We start from the raw sequence: 16,960 nt of genomic DNA, 5'->3' as shown, positions 1-16,960 counted from the left end.
CCCTATAGATTACCCCCGGGTGTAGTTCCCTGCTGGTATACCGGCATCACGGATTATAACCAGCGCTTTACTTTAAGCGCCAACGGAATACTTATCTTTACGGCCGGCCTTTGCCGGCCGTAATTATGTAAACCCTATGAACAAACTGATTACCCTGATGCTCGCATTTGGTTTGAACCAGGCTGTAGCGCAATCCCAAACCGTTATCCGGGCCAATAGCCCCAATGCAATGATCCTCGAAGGCCAGGATGAAGTCCATGCCTGGCGATTAACTCCCGAAGCCCGGCCGGATGTTTTTACCATCAACAAAAGCCCGAAAGGCAAGCTGGTACGCTTCTGTACCGATACCGACACGCTGGGTATTGTGCTGAAACCCGGCCAAAAGCACGACTTCGTAGTGCTTTACCAGGGCAAAGACAGCTGTTATACCCGGCTACAAAGCCCGTCGACACCGGATTACAGCAAACTACGCCCCGAGCAGCATGATACTATACCCTTTGTACTGACCGAATTCAACAACATTAAAATACAGGCCATATTGGATGGTACCGATACCCTGGACCTGAAGTTCGACTCCGGCACTACCGGCGTGTTACTAACCGAAGAGGCCATCAAGACCAAAACAAAACTCGGGAAAAACACGATGGAGCCGGTGCACAGCCTGCAGATCGGCAACCTGCATTGGGATAAACAAGGTGTTTACCCGGTAAAGCTGTCCGGGCAGGGCACCGACGGCCGGTTCGGCTGGGACCTGTTCGATGGCAAAATACTGGAGATCGACTACGACAATAGCCGCATGGTACTGCATAGCCGTTTACCCCGCAAGCCCAAAGGGTACGCCTCCTTCCCGATAGAATATATCCATACGCTTTTCTGTATACAGGGCGAACTGCAATTGAAAGACCAAAAGTATGGCAGCCGCTTCCTGTTCGATAACGGTTACCAGCGTACGATTATGCTGGATACGCTTATCCTGCAGGCGCAGGGCTACCCCCGCGACCTGCCCCTGATCAAAAAAACGATCATGAAAACCGGCCAGGGTAAAGAGATACCGGTACTGACCGTTAATAATGAGAAACTGAACTTCGGGCCCTTTACCTTGCCGGATGTACCGGCACAGGTGCTGGCTACGGCCAACCCGGCCGGCTTCCGGACCCATATCCTGGGTGGCGAGGTGCTGAAGCGTTTTAATACCTTTATCGATTTCCGGGATAACATCGTTTACCTGAAGCCCAGCCGCTTGTATGCGGATCCCTACACCGATGCCCGCTAAGGCAAAATGGCACGCTGCCGGTATAACATTATTTCCTTAATTTGTGGCACTTTAAAAACACCCTGCCTATGCAATTCGGAAAAGTAGCCGATCCGGGCCAGATCGACTTTACCCTGCCCAAAGATGCGCCGGAAACCGCCAAGGTGCTGGCTGCCCATAAAACGGAAGATCCATTTGAAGTATATGTAGGTTGCGCCAAATGGAACCGGAGCGACCTCAAAGGCTTTTATCCTAGAGGTACCAAGGACGAGCTGACTTATTATGCGCAGCAGTTCAACTCGATCGAGCTTAATGCCACCTTTTATAAAATGCCCGATTGGCAGCAGGTGGAAACCTGGAAAAATAAAACACCGGAAGGCTTTAAGTTTTTTCCTAAACTGACCGATATTATCAGCCATTACAAAAGGCTGATCGATGTAAAAGAGCCGGTAGAGCAGTTCTGTAATGCCGTAAGCGCCTTCGAGGAGAAACTCGGTATGGCGTTCCTGCAACTACACGACAATTTTAAACCGAAAGATTTCGAACGATTGAAGGGAGTGCTGCAGGATTTCCCCAAGGGTATACCCCTGGGTATAGAAGTACGCAACGAAGAGTGGTTTGCCCAGAAAGAAGTAAGCAAAGCCTTTACGGGCCTGCTCGAATCCCTGCAGATGGCCAATATCATCGTAGATACGGCCGGCCGCCGCGATATGCTGCACATGCGGCTTACCAGTCCTGTTGCCTTTGTGCGTTATGTAGGCGCCAACCATCCGACCGATATCGACCGGCTCAACGATTGGGTGACGCGTATTAAAAAATGGCGGAAAGAAGGCCTGCAGAAACTCTACTTCTTTGTACACCAGAATGTAGAAAAAGAATCGCCGCTGCTGGCTTCCCACTTTATAGCAGAACTCAACAAAGCCTTCAAACTATCGCTGGCCTTGCCTGCCAAACAGGCCACACAGAAGTCGATGTTCGACGAATAAAACATAGACCAACAGGAGGCGATACCCTTGCCGCCTGTTGGTGCTTTATACCCCCTATCGTTGATTCCGATCCAACTGAAACCATACCCCATGATCCTGCGAAATGCCCGCCGGGCGGTCTGTATAAGGGCCCGGCATAAGCTTTACCTCCTCTTCCCGCTCCTGTTATGCGCTATGCCGCGCCTGCATGCCCGCGATCGTAACTACCGCCTGGTGACCACCGCCGTAGACAGCGTAGCCGCCGAAGCAAAAAAGAAAACGATCCTGGCGCTCAGCAACGACCTGTTTGACGCCGGTACCTTCCGGGGCAACCTGGAAACAAATATCAATTACCGCCTGTTGCCGCCACCGGGAGGCAAACCCGGCAAATACCCGCTGATCGTCATTTTTCATAACTCGGGCCGTATCGGTACCGATAACACGGCGCAGCTCGATGTACTGGTAAAATACTGGGCGCAGCCTGCCATCCGGAGCCGCTACCCGGCCTATGTGCTTGCGGTGCAATTCCCCCTGCGGTCTTCCAATTATACTACCCTTTCCGGCGACCTGATGACTTCGGTAGCTGCTTCCTGCCTGCAGGGCGCATTACAGCTTACCGATTCGCTGGTCAAAGTACTGCCGGTCGATAACCGCCGCATTTATGCCTTGGGCTTCTCTATGGGCGCCTCTACCGCCAATAACGCCATGATGGCCCGCCCCGGCTTGTTTGCCGCAGGGGTTTGTATATCGGGCATACCGGCGCAGGAAAGTGTAGCGCCACTGCAACAAACGCCGGTATGGCTGGTACATGGTAATAAGGATACCGAAAACCCGATACCGGCCGACAAAGCCTGGTACCGCAACAGGCAGGCGCAACATTCGGCCCCTACGCTGTTCTGGGAGATCGAAGGCCTGGGTCATAAGATCTATGCCCCTTTGTATACCACCGAGGCGATACCCGAATGGCTTTGGCAACAACATCGGTAACACACCAGAATTTAAAACAGGAACGCCGGGCATGCATTGCATACCCGGCGTTTTATATTATACGACACGGTCAGGATATATGGCCTGCCGCATTAAGGGCGGTCTTCAGGTTGCGCAACTCCTGCAGCAAAGCGTCAAATTCGGCTTTGGTAGGTGTAGTGCCCGCGGCCTGCGCCGCGCTATTAGCCACGGCAGCAGCCTTACGAACCAACCCTTTGACACTGGCGCCGGCATCGGGAGCGGCCGCAACCCAGGTACTTCCATTCCACCACACCGGCATGCCCAGTGTGGTATCGAAATAGGCATCGCCGGCAACATTGCCTGTAGGCCTTCCGGTTGTGGTACCGGATTGATTTATCGCCAACTCCTTCCAGGCCGTCCAATGTGCACCGTTACCAAAATAAGTCCGGCTGAAGGTCCTGGTACGCTCGGTAGCATCAGTTGGGATCACTGTGTAAGTCTGGACGAGATCTTCCGTTACCGCACTTTCAACATAATATACACGCAGCGTTCCTCTTTTCTGTACCGGGAAATTACTGCCGGTATTCAACCATGCGCCCGGTAGTACCGGGAAGTAATAACCGCTTTCGTGTACCTGGTTCAGGTTTTCGCTGCCATCCAGCGATACGCCTTTGTTTTCGATCAGGGGGCGTGTTGTACCAAACGGTTTCCACTGTGCCGTACTGTAGGTGCCCGGAGCTGTACAGATCCAGCCTGCATGGGCATTTTGTGTATTGATATCCGTGTTATAGATCACAGAACCTACAGGTATTTTATCCCGGTAGTCGACCACGCCGCCGTTTACGGAAGGTAAAACATTGCCGAAATGTATTTTATCCGTACCGAAACGGGTAGCGCTGTTATCCTGGTCAAAGGTAGCAGCATTGGCATGAAACACGTCCGAGACGCTTGTCGTAAACGCATTCAGGTTGGTATTGGTATTGTTCGACAGGGAAACGCCACCGAGGGTTGCACCCCAGGTAACCGGGTAGTGGTTGTTATTGCCAACGAAATGATGAAAGTTCCCGATAAAACTTACGCCGCGATTAGGTTGGGCCAGTACGGTATTGCCATCGCCCAGGATATCGCCGCCCAGGTTTTGCTCGAAATAGTTGAAAGAGGCTGATAAAGAAGATGTGTTTTTGTATTTAATACCGAAACCTTTCAGGCCTTCGATAACACAGTTGGAAATACTCACATTGGAAACCAGGTGCACTTCATCCGGATCATCGGCATTGCCAATCGCAGAGAGGTCGGCAAAGGATTCGCCGGCTTCAAACAAACTATGCGTTATTTTAATATCATAGCAACCGTTTACCGTACTCAGGAACACGCCTTTCCAATTACGCGCCTCACAGTTAATCAGGTAAATCGATTGCAGGTAGTAGAGACTGGTCAACAACCGGATGCCGACAAAACTGCAACCATCGAAGCTTACCCGTATATATTTGTTGCGATCGAGTACATAGGTAGTCACATCGGGAATGCCACTGAAAACCACTTCGCGGAACCGGATCAGTTGGGAGACCGGTACATGTTCTGTAGTATGAACCGTGAAAAGCGGGATTTCTTTATCGCTATATAATCCGCCACCGGAAATGGTCATATAGTCGTGGTAACAGCGTTCCTTCCGCTTAATCACTAAGGAGTCCTTGATGGTAAAGTTGCCGTCCAGGTGCAGGTTTACATTATGGGCAATGCAGTAATCGATCGCCTTCTGAAGGTGGGCGCTGTCGTCCTCACCGTCGCCCTGGGCACCAAACCAACTGGCATTGATCACGCCGGTATACAGGCGTTTAAAATAACCTCCGGTTTTTACAAAATGAATACCCTCATCTTCCGGTACCGGCGAGGCGCCAGGTATATAGATAAAAGTGCCGCCTCCCGGCCCTCCTTCGGTGCTGTAGCCGCCAACGATAAGTTCTTCACCGACCGGCACAGAAGATGCGGAGGTCATGTCTGAAATTTTTGGATAATACATGGTGTGTTTTTTTAAGATAAATAGTAAACAGGCCCGAAGCGCTTCTTTTCCTGTATTTTTACAAAGATAACCTGGCGCTAGGCCAGTCCAGGTCGTATATACAGCCTGTTTTCAGGTTATTTTGATTTTATATAAAAACACATCCGCCAGGTTCCCATATGCACGATATCCTGCCCCCTTATATCAATATCCATAGCCATCACGAAGCAGCAGATCCGGAGGTATTGACGCTGGTAAGCAGGTATGCGCATTTTGATCAGAGAGATGCGAAGCAACGTTACAGCCTGGGCATACATCCCTGGTATATCAGCGATGCGCCTGTCCAACTGGAGCAACTGGCAGCCCACCTCGGCGACCCGGATGTGCTGGCGCTGGGCGAATGCGGGCTGGACCGCCTGTGTACCACAGACTGGGACCTGCAACGTAAGACCTTTGCCCGGCAGATCGCCCTGGCCAATCGATACCGGAAACCCCTTGTGATCCATTGTGTAAAGGCATTTCCGGAGGTATTGTCCCTATTGCAGGATGCCAGGGTGCCCGTCGTTTTTCATGGGTTCAACAACCGGCCTTCCCTGGCAGCGGAGGTATTGAGCCGGGGGCATTACCTCTCCTTTGGCGCTGCCCTGCTCCGCGAAGATGCTGTGGCCGCCGGGGTTCTGGCCACCGTACCGGCCGACCGTTTTCTACTGGAAACCGACGACCGGCAAGACCTGGATATCCGGGAAATATACCGTAGAGCAAGCATTATTCGGAAAACCGGAGAAGATGTGATTATTTTGCAGCTTCAAAAAAATTTTCAAAAAGTAGTACAGACATGATGAAGGATACATCCTGGCTCTCCCGTACAGAGTTGCTGATTGGTAAAGACAAGTTGCAGAAGCTGGTCAACAGCCATGTATTGGTAGTAGGTATGGGCGGCGTAGGATCGTTTGCCGCCGAGTTTATATGCCGCAGCGGCGTGGGCGCCATGACGATCGTAGACGGTGATGTGGTAGACCCCAGCAACCGTAACCGCCAGTTGCCGGCCCTGGCCACTACGCACGGGCAGAGCAAGGCCGACCTGATGGCCGAGCGCCTGCTGGCCATCAACCCAGAGTTGCAGCTGAAAGTGATCAAAGCATTTATACGCCCAGAGGCCGTGGCGGAGATGATGGCGCCCGATTATGATTACGTGGTGGATGCAATAGATAGCGTGTCGCCCAAACTGACGCTGATCCGTGCCGCCTATGCCCGCAACCTGCGTTTGGTAAGCTCGATGGGCGCTGGTGCAAAGCTCGACCCCACAAGGTTGCAGGTTACCGATATTTCCAAAACCTACAACTGTCCTTTTGCCCAGCATATCCGCAAACAACTGAAAAAGTACGATATCCGTAATGGGATTAAAGTGGTTTTTTCGCCTGAAGAGCCGATTAAAGAATCGTTGATGTATACCGACGGCTCCAATTTTAAGAAATCGGCCTATGGTACCATCTCTTACCTGCCGGCCACCTTTGGCGCTACCGCCGCTTCGGTGGTGATCCGCGACCTGATGGAACAGGATTAAGACAGGCAATAACTATTAAACAAATTAAACCCGGATCGGCTGATCCGGGTTTAATTTGTGCCGGTCAGGCAGGTATGCCGGGTCGTAGGGTCGCTATAGCGCCATCGCCCTGGTCAAAAGTAATTTCCAATGGAAAAGCCGCAGCGGCAATAGTTGTAGGGAACCAATGCCGTCCTTCACTTACCAATACAAACAGGCCTTCTTCATCGCCCAATACGGTAAAATTATCGGCCGGCGGTTGTTTGGCATACACCGGCAAGTCATATTGCTGTTGCAGGACCTGCACATATTGCGGTACATCGCTGCAAACAATCCCTACTTCGCTTACATGCAATAAAGCCCCGGCGTCGAAAGATGCGTCGGCAGCATTGTCCAGGTCCAGGCGGCAGATCAGCTCCAGTATATTTCCATTATTATCGTAGCAATAGATGGAACGGGCATTCCAGCGCTCAAATTCGGAAAACACTGTTCCGGGCGCTACCGGTAATACTTCCGTCTTTTGCCGCAGCCATTCGTAAGCGGCTTCGAGTTGGTTATGCGGTATATCAAAAGCGAGGTGGTATACCGGCCGGCCGGTTGCCGCTGCGTTGAACTGTACCAGCGTACTGCCTATCTGCAGGCTCAGCCTGTCGTTTTCGTATTCCTGTACGGGTATACCCAGCACGTCCTGGTAAAAGACAACAGTGGCGGCTATATCGGCACTTTGTAAGGTTATGGTTTTAATCTGCATCGGTTCTGTATTTATAAATTATGCCCGGTAGCCGTTTAAAGGCACAGGGCTAAAAAGACTATTGGTTCTTTTGAAAGCACCATACTTACGGGTACGTAACAGTTACGCGGCTTTTAATACAACAGGGCCGGCGCCATTTAAAGCCGCTGTAACACCCGGGCTATTTTGCCGATACCTTCGGCAAGCCGGGCTTCGGTAAGCGAAGCGTATCCGAGGCGTAATGCATGCAATGGGCTGCCGTCGAAGGCACAGCGACCGGGCGGGCTTACCTGCACGCCCTGGGCTTCCAGGCGTTGCGCCAGCAATACTGTATCTACCGGCTTCCTGAAGTTTACCCAATAGGCCAGGCCGCCTTCGGGCATCTGGTAGTGCACCTGCTTTCCTAAATGCTGTTGTAGCTGCGCGTCCATGTGTAAACGCCGTTGCCGGTATATGGTCAAGGCCTTGCGGGCATGCCTGCGTACCACGCCTTCTTCCATCAGTTCGGCCACTGCATGTTCCATTACCGGGTCGCCCTGCCGGTCTATGATATAACGCAATGCCGCCAGCGATTCGATGAAGGGCGCCGGGGCGGCCACGTAACCCACCCGTACGGCCGGTGCGATCAACTTGCTCAGCGAACCGATATAAATAATATTGCCGCCGTTGTCCATACTGGCCAGGGGCAACAGGCTGCGTATGCCAAAATGGTAATCGTGGTCGTAATCATCTTCAACAATAGCAAAGCCGTATTGGTTGGAGAGGGCGATCAGCTGCAGCCTGCGGTCTGCCTTCATACTGACCGTGGTCGGGAACTGGTGATGGGGCGTTACATAAACCGCTTTAATGCGGCGTTGCCGGCACAGCGCTTCCAATACCGTGGCGCAGATGCCCTGTTCATCGGTGCTGACGGGATACATTTCGGCGCCGGCCGTTTGAAAGGCCTGGAAGGCGGGCGGGTAGCCGGGTGTCTCGATCGCAACCACATCGCCCGGTTGTACCAGGGTACGGGCGGTAAGATAAAGCGCCATCTGGCTGCCCCGGGTGATACAGACCTGGTCTGCACCGGCATTCAGCCCGCGATCGTGGTGCAGCATAGCGCTTAAGGCATGCCGTAAACGCTCTTCGCCCCGGGCATCGCTATATCCCATCATACGCCATCGGGTTTTCTGCTGGAATATCCTTTTATAGGCCCGGGCCAGGTCGTCGAGCGGCGCCAGGTGTACATCCGGCCAGCCATCGTCGAATACGATCGCCGTCTTCTTTGTGCCCGGTGTTATCGCTATCGATTGATGTTGTATGAAGTCAAAGCCTGCAGGGGGCGTTTGCGCCGGCCGTTTCTTCCGCGAACGGTCCGCTTCGGGCAGGGTTTCGGCCACGAAGGTCCCTTTTTTGTAAGCCGTGCTGAGCCAGCCTTCATCGATGAGTTCGGTATAGGCCGTAACGATCGTCTTCCGGTTTACCCCGATGTCATCGGCAAGCACCCGGGTGCCGGGTAAGGGCATACCGGGCCGTAACCTCCCTTTACGGATCTCGTCGACAATACCATCCGCGATCTGCTGGTACACGGCTTTTTCGCAATCCAGGTTGATCGATAATATGGTTTTCCAGGGACGTAACATCGGGTCTGTATTTTGGGTAAAGCGTATAAATGAGCGACAAATATAGCCCGCTCCGGGCTAGGGACCGGCTAAGCAATTTTTATAGGCTTATTGGCAAAATGCGTATACAGCCTGTATTCCAGGCTGCACGAGCGATCCTCGCGCCTTAAAGCCGGTGTTTTTATCTGGACCCTGTAAAGTATTAAAAACTGGATGATCTGCATCATCCAGATTCTTTTCAATTTTACCGCATCAAAACGTTTTGAAATTTCTTTTAACCGTAAAAAATCTGATATATGTCTGTAACAACCGAAAACACCAAAGCCTTTACCTCCGGTGATTTCCATCGCACCTATGCCAGGCCGGTATATGTAAAACCCGCCAAGCTGGTTCATAAACAAGTAGAACAGGCCGGCGAGCACAGCCAGTTTTCCGGCGAGCGCAAGCATCCCGTATTCTTTGTTGACCTGCCTACCCAAAACGTAAGCATGACCATAGGCGGCCTGCTGCCCGGCCAGCTGACCAACAGGCACCGCCATACGTATGAAACTGTTTTGTATGTGCTCGAAGGCCGCGGTTATACCGAAGTAGAAGACGAAAAAGTAATGTGGGAAGCCGGCGATGCGGTTTATATCCCGTCCTGGGCCTGGCACCGCCACCAGAACCTGAGCCAGGAAGAGCCCGCCCGGTATATTGCCTGTGAAAATGCGCCGCAATTACAGAACCTGGGTGTAGCCCTGCGCGAAGAAGAAGGCCGCGACCTCTGATGCCTGTTACTTATTGCAGGAACTACCCGGATGATGGCCTGGCGAGGGTTACAGGCCCCTATCGACAACTGGTCCCGGGTGATATGCTCAACCGGCCGGCATCGGGGTAGTTCCTTTATTTTAAATCAAAATTACATGAACCGTATACCTTTTGAAGGCGTTATCGCCTACCCCATTACCCCCTTCGACGACCAGGACCGGGTAGACCTGCCCCTGTTCCGCAGCCTGCTGGAACGGCTGGTCATATCCGGCGCCAACGGTATCGCACCGCTGGGCAGCACGGGCGTACTGCCCTACCTGCGCCGCGAAGAGGAAGAAGCCCTTACCGAAGCCACATTGCAACAGGTCGATGGCCGGTTGCCGGTCCTGGTTGGGGTATCGCACCTCACCACGGCAGATACTATTTATCATGCCCGCTTTGCCGAAAAAGCCGGCGCTGCAGCGGTAATGATCCTGCCGATGAGTTATTGGAAACTGAGCGACGAAGAAATATTCCGTCATTATGAAAGCGTGGCCCAGGCGATCAATATCCCGATTATGGCGTATAACAACCCGGCTACGAGTGGCCTGGATATGTCGCCTGCCTTGCTGAGAAGGTTGCTGGGCATCGATAACGTAACCATGATCAAGGAGAGCTCGGGCGATATACACCGCATGCACCTGTTACAACAGATGCTGGGCGATGACGCCGCGCTTTACAATGGCTCCAACCCTATGGCCCTGGCCGCTTTTGCAGCAGGCGCCAGGGGCTGGTGCACCGCAGCGCCCAACCTGGTACCGGAACAGAACAATGCCTTATACCAGGCAATACGGCAAAACGACCTGGCCAGAGCCCAGGCCAGCTTTACACAACAGGCCGGCCTGCTGCGGTTTATGGTCGCCAAAGGCCTGCCCCGCGTGGTACAGGCGGGCCTGGAACTCCGGGGCATACCCTCCGGAGGCTTGCGGAAACCGCTGCTGCCTTTATCGGCCGATGAAAAAAATACCTTACAGGAGCTGCTTAAGGCCTGCTCCTGATTAACCGGTACGTCCTGCAGGATTGCAGGGCGTACCTTTAACCTGGTTTATATGGATACGACAAGAGGTATTGTACACGCATTGGCCGCCGTACAACAACGGATTGCACAGGCCTGCAGGACCGCCGGCCGCGATCCGCGCGGGGTAAGGCTTTTACTGGCTACCAAAACGGTTTCCCCGGATAAGATACGCATTGCCATACAGGCCGGCGCCAACCTGATCGCGGAGAACAAAGTGCAGGAATACAAAGAAAAAGCCGCCGCACTGGCCGATCTGCCGGTGGAACGGCATTTTATAGGCCACCTGCAAACCAATAAAATCAAAGAGGTGATCCGTTATGTATCCTGCATCCAATCGGTAGACCGGATGAGCCTTGTGGAAGAGCTGGACAAGAGGCTGCGCGCCACGGAGCGGCATATGGATATCCTGCTACAGGTCAATACTTCGCGCGAATGCAGTAAATTCGGGCTCGATCCGGAAGCTGTCCCTGATTTTTTTAAACAGGTGGCGCAATACGATACTTTAAGGATAAAAGGCCTGATGACCATTGGCCTGTTCGATACCGACCCGGAACGCGTACGGCCTTGCTTCCGCCAGCTGAAATCCCTGCGGGACGAGCTACACAGGGAATTACCGGCAACGGCTCCGCCCCTGGAATTGTCTATGGGCATGTCGGGCGACCTGGAAACCGCTATTGCCGAAGGGGCGACGATCGTAAGAGTAGGTACCGCTATCTTTGGGGCGCGGTTTTATCCCGATCAATATTATTGGAACGAAAACGAAAACAAAAAAACAACCTGATGCGTGTACACTTTTTCCAGCATGTGGCTTTCGAAGGCCCCGGTTATATTGCTACCTGGATGCAGGAGCAGGGGCATGTATTAAGCGCCACGCACTTTTTCGAACCGGGTTACCAATTGCCCGATCCGGCTACCCTGGACGCCCTCGTGGTTATGGGCGGCCCTATGAGTGTTTACGACGATGCCGTTTATCCCTGGCTGCAGGAAGAAAAGGCATTTATCAAAACGATGATACAGGCGGGTAAAAAAGTACTGGGCATCTGCCTGGGGTCACAGCTTGCAGCGCTTTGCCTGGGCGCAACCGTATCGCGGGCGCCGCATCAAGAGATCGGCTGGTATCCCGTTTTCGCCGCTACGACGGCGGAGGAACCGGCGCCCGGTATCTACGAGCTGCTGCGGCAGGGGCCCCATGTATTTCATTGGCATGGCGACCAGTTCGCTATTCCGCAAGACGCATACGAGCTCGCTTTTTCAGCGGCCAACCGCAACCAGGGCTTTATGTACCGGGACCAGGTCATGGGGCTGCAATTTCATGCAGAGCCGTTTGCTGCAGACCTGGCGCTTATGCTGGCCCATGGAGGCGCTGAATTGAAAGTGGATACTTATGTACAGGATGAACAGGCCATAACAGCAGAAGTGTTCCGTACGGGAGATAACCACCAGCTGATGGCCGGACTGCTGCAGCATTTTTTCTATGGTCCCTTGTAATTCCGGGGTACTTCCGGCTTAATTAACAGGGCGGTATTTTTCTGTCATCGCGTTGTTTGCGGGTGTTTAAGGGTTTTAACTTTATGCATTGTTAATGGTTTGCCGGTTAGGAATTGGTACGTTTGATTTTTATAATTTTACGTAATGAGCCAAACCGAGAGCCTCCAGGAGTTCTACGACCGTGTGCCGCATGCCAACCCGGCGCATCTGCCGTTTAATAATGCGGGTGCGGGCCACTTCAATGTTTTTGCCCGCGAAGCCTGTGCCATCATAACGCCTTACAGCCGCCGCGACTATTATAAAGTGTCGCTCATTATCGGTACCGGCAAGTTGCATTATGCCGACAAATGGATCGATATAGACCGGCCTGCCCTGCTCTTTTCCAACCCTGTGGTGCCTTATTCCTGGGAGGCGGAGTCGGAGGTACAAAGCGGCTGGTTCTGTCTCTTTACCGAAGCCTTCCTGACCGGCGAGCGCCAGGGCGCCCTGCAGGATTCGCCTTTGTTCCGGATCGGGAGTAACCCCGTGTTCTTTATCGATGAAATACAACAGGCCGAGTTGTCTGCTATTTTCTGTAAGATGATCCGGGAGATCAATTCGGGCTACACCCATAAGTATAATGTGCTGCGCAACTACCTGCACCTGGTCATCCACGAGGCGATGCGTATGGATCCGGCGGCTACCTTCAAACGCCAGCCCCAGGCTGCTGCACGCATCACCAACCTCTTCCTGGAGCTGCTCGAACGCCAGTTCCCGATCGACACTCCCGAGGCGGCGTTAAAGCTGAAAACGGCTACCGACTTTGCCCGCAGCCTTTCGGTACACGTCAATCACCTGAACCGCTCGGTAAAAGAAGTTACCGGCCGGACCACCACCGAACATATTGCCAAAAGGATAAGCCAGGAAGCACAAGCCCTGTTGCAGCATACCGATTGGAATGTATCCGAGATCGCCTATAGCCTCGGCTTCGAATATCCCGCCTATTTCACCAATTTCTTCCGTAAAAATACCGGCAATACTCCCATGGAGGTGCGCAGTATTCCTGTTTGATTTTTATAACGATCTGTTTGATTCCTGTAAACAGGCAGCCGCATTTACCCTTTAATTTTGTATCCTAAAATCTAATGAATATGAAATACAGAAATCTTGGCACGACCGGCGAACAGCTATCAGCCATAGGCCTTGGCTGCATGGGCATGAGCTTTGCCTACGGTCCTACCGACGATACCGAAAGCATTGCTACCCTGCATAAGGCCCTGGACCTGGGCATCAACTTCTGGGATACGGCCGATATGTATGCCAACGGGCTTAACGAAGAACTTGTTTCAAAAGTATTAGTACCCAACCGGGATAAAGTATTTATTGCCACCAAATTCGGCTTCCGGTTCAAAGACGGTGTTGCCGGGCATAGCGGTGCAGCGGGCACTTATTTCGACGGGTCGCCCGAATGGATGCGTACCGCTGTGGAACAAAGCCTGAAGCGCCTGAAGATAGAGACGATCGATCTTTATTACGCCCACCGCGTAGACCCCAATATTCCTATCGAAGAAACCGTAGGCGCTATGGCCGAACTGGTACAACAGGGTAAAGTGCGCTACCTGGGCCTGAGCGAAGCCTCGCCCGCTTCGATCCGTAAGGCACATGCCGTACATCCCATCACGGCTTTGCAAAGCGAGTATTCCCTGATGACCCGTGACGTGGAAGGGGAAATACTGGACACTACCCGGGAACTGGGTATTACCCTGGTGCCCTACTCGCCCCTGGCCCGCGGACTGGTAACCAATACCCTGAATACCGGGACACTTGATGCCAGCGACTTCAGGCGCAGCCTGCCCCGCTACCAGGAAGAATTTGCGGATAACAATAACAAACTGGTAGAAGGCTTTGCAGACCTCGCTAAAGCTAAAGGCTGCACGCCTGCCCAGCTGGCGCTGGCCTGGGTGCTGGCACAAGGCGAAGACATTATACCCATACCCGGTACTAAAAAAAGAAAGTACCTGGAGGATAATGCCGGCGCAGCTGACCTGGACCTTTCTGCCTCCGACCTGGGCGCCATCAATGAGCTGATAGCCCGTTATCCCCATACCGGCGCCCGTTACAGCGAAGGTTCGATGAAACTGGTCAACAACTAAAACATACCTGAAGCTCCTTATTGCAAAAGCCGCTGCCCCTGTGCAGCGGCTTTGCTGTTGTTGGCCCGCGAAAAGAATTTTGCCTTACTTTTACGTCCTTACCATGTACGAACCCTTACTCCGACATATCCGCAACTATATACGGCTCGATGCCAGTGAGGAAGCTGTATTGCAGGGTTACCTGCAAACGGCGGTGATCGGTAAAAAAGAACACCTCCTCAAAGAAGGCCAGGTTTGTAATGCCAGTTACTTCGTGGCAGAAGGATGCCTGCGGCAGTATTACAGGAAGGATAACGGTACGGAGCAGACCATACAGTTTGCCATCGAAAACTGGTGGATGAGCGATTATATCAGCCTCGAACAACAGAAACCCTCCGCCTTTTGTATGCAGGCGGTAGAACAAAGTACCCTGGTCTATATTCCCTACAGTGCCCAGGCCGCCCTGTTCGAAGCGTTACCCGCCATGGAACGCTATTTCCGCCTGGTATTACAACGTGCGTATATGGCAGCCTTGACGCGCATCCAGTATATCTTTACCTTTACCGGCGAAGAACGTTACCATCATTTCCAGCAGTCTTTTCCTGGTTTTGTACAGCGCATCCCGCAATATATGCTGGCCTCCTACCTGGGGTTTACGCCCGAGTTCCTGAGTAAGATCAGGGCTAAAAGATAAACGGACAACGGCTGTCTATAACCCTATAATTGCCTGCCGGTATTTTCTTAAACAAGTTTAAGAAAATTGGACGGCGGAAAGCGGAGCTTTGTCCTGTCAAATCAAAACAAGCCCAATGGACAAAAGAATGAATATGGCCCAGAGCCTGCCCGCCGCTTATAAAGCGATGATTGCCTTCGATAGTTATATGGAAAGTACGTCGATCACACCGGCGCATAAGGAGCTGATCAAGATCAGGGCCTCACAGATCAATGGCTGCGCTTATTGTATCGATAAACACAGCCGCGATGCCCGTAAACTGGGCGAGACCGAGCAACGCATTTTTGCCCTGGTGGCCTGGCGGGATACGCCCTTCTTCAGTGAAGAAGAACGCGCTATACTGGCCCTTACCGAAGAAGTAACCCTCATCAGCCATGGCGGTGTATCGGAAGCTACCTATGCCCGCGCGGAAGCGGTGCTGGGCAAAACGTATATGGCTGAAGTGATCATGGCGGCTATCATCATCAATGCCTGGAACAGGATTGGTGTCAGCACCCATTTACAGCCTGCTTTGGCGCAATAGGTGACCGCTCCTGCCGGCTTTAACCACAGGAACATAAACCCTACATCAGATCGGGGCGCGGCAGGTATTTCAGATCAGACGCGCCTTCGATCATGTCGGAAAGACTCCGCAGCAGGTGTACCACCTGATGTTGCAGATCGCTGTCGGTAATATGATGATCGGCGCTCACCTTTGTTTTAACCGCAGGCACCAACAGCGCCGTATCTTCGGTAATACGGCTTTCGATAATCAACAGCGTGCCCAGCAACGAACGGTGCGCCACGGCGCCCGAGGTGGAGGCGGTGATGAGGGCTACGGGCTTTTGCGAAAAACTCATTGCCGATACCGTCCAGTCGATGGCATTCTTAAGCGAACCTGGTACGCCGATAGCATATTCAGGCGTACAGATCAGTACCCCATCTGCATGTTGTAGCTGTTCGTAAAAGTCTGTAACTACCTGCGGGACTGCAGCCAGCAGGTCGGGATTGAAATGGGGCAACTGATCGATGCCGTTGAAGAGCTGCCAGTCGAATACTCCCGTGGAAAGATCCATGGCGGCGTGGATCAGGTTGAGGTTGGAAGAGGCTTTGCGGGTGCTGCCGCAGATGGCGAGTATTCTTTTCTTATTCATGTTTCCGTTTATTCGTTAAGGCCAAGGGTAAGCGCTTTACCAACCAGTTCGCTGATGGAGCTGACCTCCAGTTTGTCAAAGATACGCGCTCTGTAGTTGCGCACCGTGTGATAACCGATAAACAAGGTATCGGCGATCTCCTGGTTGGATTTACCGGCCACCAACAAGCGGAGTATTTCTTTTTCCCTTATGGTCAGGCTCAGCTGGGCATAGATGATCTTACTGTTTTTACGCGAATCCTGCGCTACCTTATCGCGTAAAGAGGGCTCCACAAAGGTTTCGCCGCGATAAACGGTTTCTATCGCGTCGATCAGGGTATCCTGGCGGGTGGTTTTGAGCAGGTAACCTTTGGCGCCCTGTCGCAGCATGGTAGTCATATAAAGGGCGCTGCTGAAATTGGTAAGTGCCATGATCCGCAGGGCCGGGTATTTTTTCAGGATCAGGGGCGTAAGTTCGTCGCCGGGTTGCCCGGGCAGTTGTATATCCAGCAGCAATACGTCCGGTTGTTGTTGTTCGAGGCCTGCCATCAGCTCAGCGCCATCGTTGTAGGCTGCGGTAACCACGATATGGCTGTATCCCTCCAGCATATTCTTCAACCCATTAATGATCATCGGGTGATCATCGACTATCGCCACCTTTATTTCCATGCACTA

18 protein-coding genes are annotated in these 16,960 nt (G+C 52.7%); 13 read left to right on the top strand and 5 right to left on the bottom strand.

The genetic code is table 11. The annotated features are described in order from the left end of the window. Nucleotides 1-136: 136 nt before the first annotated feature. The 3 genes from B0I18_RS20255 to B0I18_RS20245 all read left to right on the top strand — a co-directional run bounded on the left by B0I18_RS20255 (nt 137) and on the right by B0I18_RS20245 (nt 3,204). Nucleotides 137-1,273 (top strand): hypothetical protein, encoded by a 1,137-nt coding sequence (locus B0I18_RS20255; RefSeq protein ID WP_106524579.1) that lies wholly within the window; start codon nt 137-139, stop codon nt 1,271-1,273. Nucleotides 1,274-1,341: 68 nt separating this feature from the next. Continuing rightward, a complete protein-coding gene (locus B0I18_RS20250) occupies nt 1,342-2,238 on the top strand; it encodes a DUF72 domain-containing protein (RefSeq protein WP_106524578.1) in 897 nt (298 codons plus the stop codon). 90 nt (nt 2,239-2,328) lie between these two features. After that, nucleotides 2,329-3,204, top strand: coding sequence for a carboxylesterase family protein (locus B0I18_RS20245; protein WP_106524577.1), 876 nt, complete (start codon nt 2,329-2,331; stop codon nt 3,202-3,204). 70 nt (nt 3,205-3,274) lie between these two features. Here the strand turns inward: B0I18_RS20245 and B0I18_RS25250 are convergent, their stop codons facing one another. Further along, nucleotides 3,275-5,161, bottom strand: a complete 1,887-nt coding sequence (locus B0I18_RS25250) for a hypothetical protein (RefSeq protein WP_219906016.1) — start codon at nt 5,159-5,161, stop codon at nt 3,275-3,277. Nucleotides 5,162-5,343: 182 nt separating this feature from the next. On the opposite strand from B0I18_RS25250, the gene B0I18_RS20235 reads away from it, so the two are divergent. Next, on the top strand, nt 5,344-6,003 hold the full coding sequence (locus tag B0I18_RS20235) for a TatD family hydrolase (RefSeq protein WP_106524576.1): 660 nt from the start codon (nt 5,344-5,346) through the stop codon (nt 6,001-6,003). Further along, a complete protein-coding gene (locus B0I18_RS20230; protein ID WP_219906015.1) occupies nt 6,000-6,728 on the top strand; it encodes a tRNA threonylcarbamoyladenosine dehydratase in 729 nt (242 codons plus the stop codon). The genes B0I18_RS20235 and B0I18_RS20230 overlap by 4 nt, the downstream gene beginning before the upstream one ends. A gap of 64 nt (nt 6,729-6,792) precedes the next feature. Here B0I18_RS20230 and B0I18_RS20225 read toward each other — a convergent pair whose 3' ends face one another. Then, entirely contained in the window at nt 6,793-7,458 is a 666-nt protein-coding gene (locus tag B0I18_RS20225; protein WP_106524574.1) for a VOC family protein, read from the bottom strand. 137 nt (nt 7,459-7,595) lie between these two features. Then, a complete protein-coding gene (gene pdxR, locus B0I18_RS20220) occupies nt 7,596-9,059 on the bottom strand; it encodes a MocR-like pyridoxine biosynthesis transcription factor PdxR (RefSeq protein ID WP_106524573.1) in 1,464 nt (487 codons plus the stop codon). A 275-nt stretch (nt 9,060-9,334) separates the two neighbouring features. Here pdxR and B0I18_RS20215 point away from each other — a divergent pair, with 275 nt between their 5' ends. The 8 genes from B0I18_RS20215 to B0I18_RS20180 all read left to right on the top strand — a co-directional run bounded on the left by B0I18_RS20215 (nt 9,335) and on the right by B0I18_RS20180 (nt 15,697). Further along, nucleotides 9,335-9,805, top strand: coding sequence for a cupin domain-containing protein (locus tag B0I18_RS20215; protein WP_106524572.1), 471 nt, complete (start codon nt 9,335-9,337; stop codon nt 9,803-9,805). 135 nt (nt 9,806-9,940) lie between these two features. Next, nucleotides 9,941-10,822 carry a dihydrodipicolinate synthase family protein gene (locus tag B0I18_RS20210; RefSeq protein ID WP_106524571.1) on the top strand — a complete coding sequence of 294 codons (882 nt, stop codon included), beginning with the start codon at nt 9,941-9,943 and terminating at the stop codon, nt 10,820-10,822. Nucleotides 10,823-10,873: 51 nt separating this feature from the next. Continuing rightward, a complete protein-coding gene (locus B0I18_RS20205) occupies nt 10,874-11,623 on the top strand; it encodes a YggS family pyridoxal phosphate-dependent enzyme (RefSeq protein WP_106524570.1) in 750 nt (249 codons plus the stop codon). Then, entirely contained in the window at nt 11,623-12,330 is a 708-nt protein-coding gene (locus B0I18_RS20200; RefSeq protein WP_106524569.1) for a type 1 glutamine amidotransferase, read from the top strand. Before B0I18_RS20205 ends, B0I18_RS20200 begins: the two co-directional genes overlap by 1 nt. 144 nt (nt 12,331-12,474) lie before the next feature. Continuing rightward, nucleotides 12,475-13,380, top strand: coding sequence for a helix-turn-helix domain-containing protein (locus B0I18_RS20195; protein ID WP_106524568.1), 906 nt, complete (start codon nt 12,475-12,477; stop codon nt 13,378-13,380). An 80-nt stretch (nt 13,381-13,460) separates the two neighbouring features. Further along, complete coding sequence (locus B0I18_RS20190) at nt 13,461-14,462, top strand: aldo/keto reductase (protein WP_106524567.1); 1,002 nt, start codon at nt 13,461-13,463, stop codon at nt 14,460-14,462. 103 nt (nt 14,463-14,565) lie between these two features. Then, nucleotides 14,566-15,135, top strand: a complete 570-nt coding sequence (locus B0I18_RS20185; protein WP_106524566.1) for a Crp/Fnr family transcriptional regulator — start codon at nt 14,566-14,568, stop codon at nt 15,133-15,135. A gap of 115 nt (nt 15,136-15,250) precedes the next feature. Further along, the gene (locus B0I18_RS20180; protein WP_106524565.1) at nt 15,251-15,697 is read left to right on the top strand and encodes a carboxymuconolactone decarboxylase family protein; all 447 of its coding nucleotides are present in this window, start codon (nt 15,251-15,253) and stop codon (nt 15,695-15,697) included. Between the two features lie 40 nt (nt 15,698-15,737). Here B0I18_RS20180 and B0I18_RS20175 read toward each other — a convergent pair whose 3' ends face one another. Together B0I18_RS20175 and B0I18_RS20170 are read right to left on the bottom strand one after the other, a co-directional pair. After that, nucleotides 15,738-16,307, bottom strand: coding sequence for an NADPH-dependent FMN reductase (locus B0I18_RS20175; protein ID WP_106524564.1), 570 nt, complete (start codon nt 16,305-16,307; stop codon nt 15,738-15,740). Between the two features lie 8 nt (nt 16,308-16,315). Then, nucleotides 16,316-16,954 (bottom strand): response regulator, encoded by a 639-nt coding sequence (locus tag B0I18_RS20170; protein ID WP_106524563.1) that lies wholly within the window; start codon nt 16,952-16,954, stop codon nt 16,316-16,318. Between the last annotated feature and the right edge of the window lie 6 nt (nt 16,955-16,960).

The organism is Taibaiella chishuiensis, assembly GCF_003014535.1.
GTDB lineage: Bacteria > Bacteroidota > Bacteroidia > Chitinophagales > Chitinophagaceae > Taibaiella > Taibaiella chishuiensis.
Note: the sequence above shows the minus strand (reverse complement) of the source record. Positions and strands in the feature narration are given on the sequence as shown.

Excerpts from the sequence above, each read along its gene's own strand:
- B0I18_RS20255 (WP_106524579.1), top strand. The coding sequence starts at position 137 with ATGAACAAACTGATTACCCTGATGCTCGCATTTGGTTTGAACCAGGCT.
- B0I18_RS20250 (WP_106524578.1), top strand. The coding sequence starts at position 1,342 with ATGCAATTCGGAAAAGTAGCCGATCCGGGCCAGATCGACTTTACCCTG.
- B0I18_RS20245 (WP_106524577.1), top strand. The coding sequence starts at position 2,329 with ATGATCCTGCGAAATGCCCGCCGGGCGGTCTGTATAAGGGCCCGGCAT.
- B0I18_RS25250 (WP_219906016.1), bottom strand. The coding sequence starts at position 5,161 with ATGACCTCCGCATCTTCTGTGCCGGTCGGTGAAGAACTTATCGTTGGC.
- B0I18_RS20235 (WP_106524576.1), top strand. The coding sequence starts at position 5,344 with ATGCACGATATCCTGCCCCCTTATATCAATATCCATAGCCATCACGAA.
- B0I18_RS20230 (WP_219906015.1), top strand. The coding sequence starts at position 6,000 with ATGATGAAGGATACATCCTGGCTCTCCCGTACAGAGTTGCTGATTGGT.
- B0I18_RS20225 (WP_106524574.1), bottom strand. The coding sequence starts at position 7,458 with ATGCAGATTAAAACCATAACCTTACAAAGTGCCGATATAGCCGCCACT.
- pdxR (WP_106524573.1), bottom strand. The coding sequence starts at position 9,059 with ATGTTACGTCCCTGGAAAACCATATTATCGATCAACCTGGATTGCGAA.
- B0I18_RS20215 (WP_106524572.1), top strand. The coding sequence starts at position 9,335 with ATGTCTGTAACAACCGAAAACACCAAAGCCTTTACCTCCGGTGATTTC.
- B0I18_RS20210 (WP_106524571.1), top strand. The coding sequence starts at position 9,941 with ATGAACCGTATACCTTTTGAAGGCGTTATCGCCTACCCCATTACCCCC.
- B0I18_RS20205 (WP_106524570.1), top strand. The coding sequence starts at position 10,874 with ATGGATACGACAAGAGGTATTGTACACGCATTGGCCGCCGTACAACAA.
- B0I18_RS20200 (WP_106524569.1), top strand. The coding sequence starts at position 11,623 with ATGCGTGTACACTTTTTCCAGCATGTGGCTTTCGAAGGCCCCGGTTAT.
- B0I18_RS20195 (WP_106524568.1), top strand. The coding sequence starts at position 12,475 with ATGAGCCAAACCGAGAGCCTCCAGGAGTTCTACGACCGTGTGCCGCAT.
- B0I18_RS20190 (WP_106524567.1), top strand. The coding sequence starts at position 13,461 with ATGAAATACAGAAATCTTGGCACGACCGGCGAACAGCTATCAGCCATA.
- B0I18_RS20185 (WP_106524566.1), top strand. The coding sequence starts at position 14,566 with ATGTACGAACCCTTACTCCGACATATCCGCAACTATATACGGCTCGAT.
- B0I18_RS20180 (WP_106524565.1), top strand. The coding sequence starts at position 15,251 with ATGGACAAAAGAATGAATATGGCCCAGAGCCTGCCCGCCGCTTATAAA.
- B0I18_RS20175 (WP_106524564.1), bottom strand. The coding sequence starts at position 16,307 with ATGAATAAGAAAAGAATACTCGCCATCTGCGGCAGCACCCGCAAAGCC.
- B0I18_RS20170 (WP_106524563.1), bottom strand. The coding sequence starts at position 16,954 with ATGGAAATAAAGGTGGCGATAGTCGATGATCACCCGATGATCATTAAT.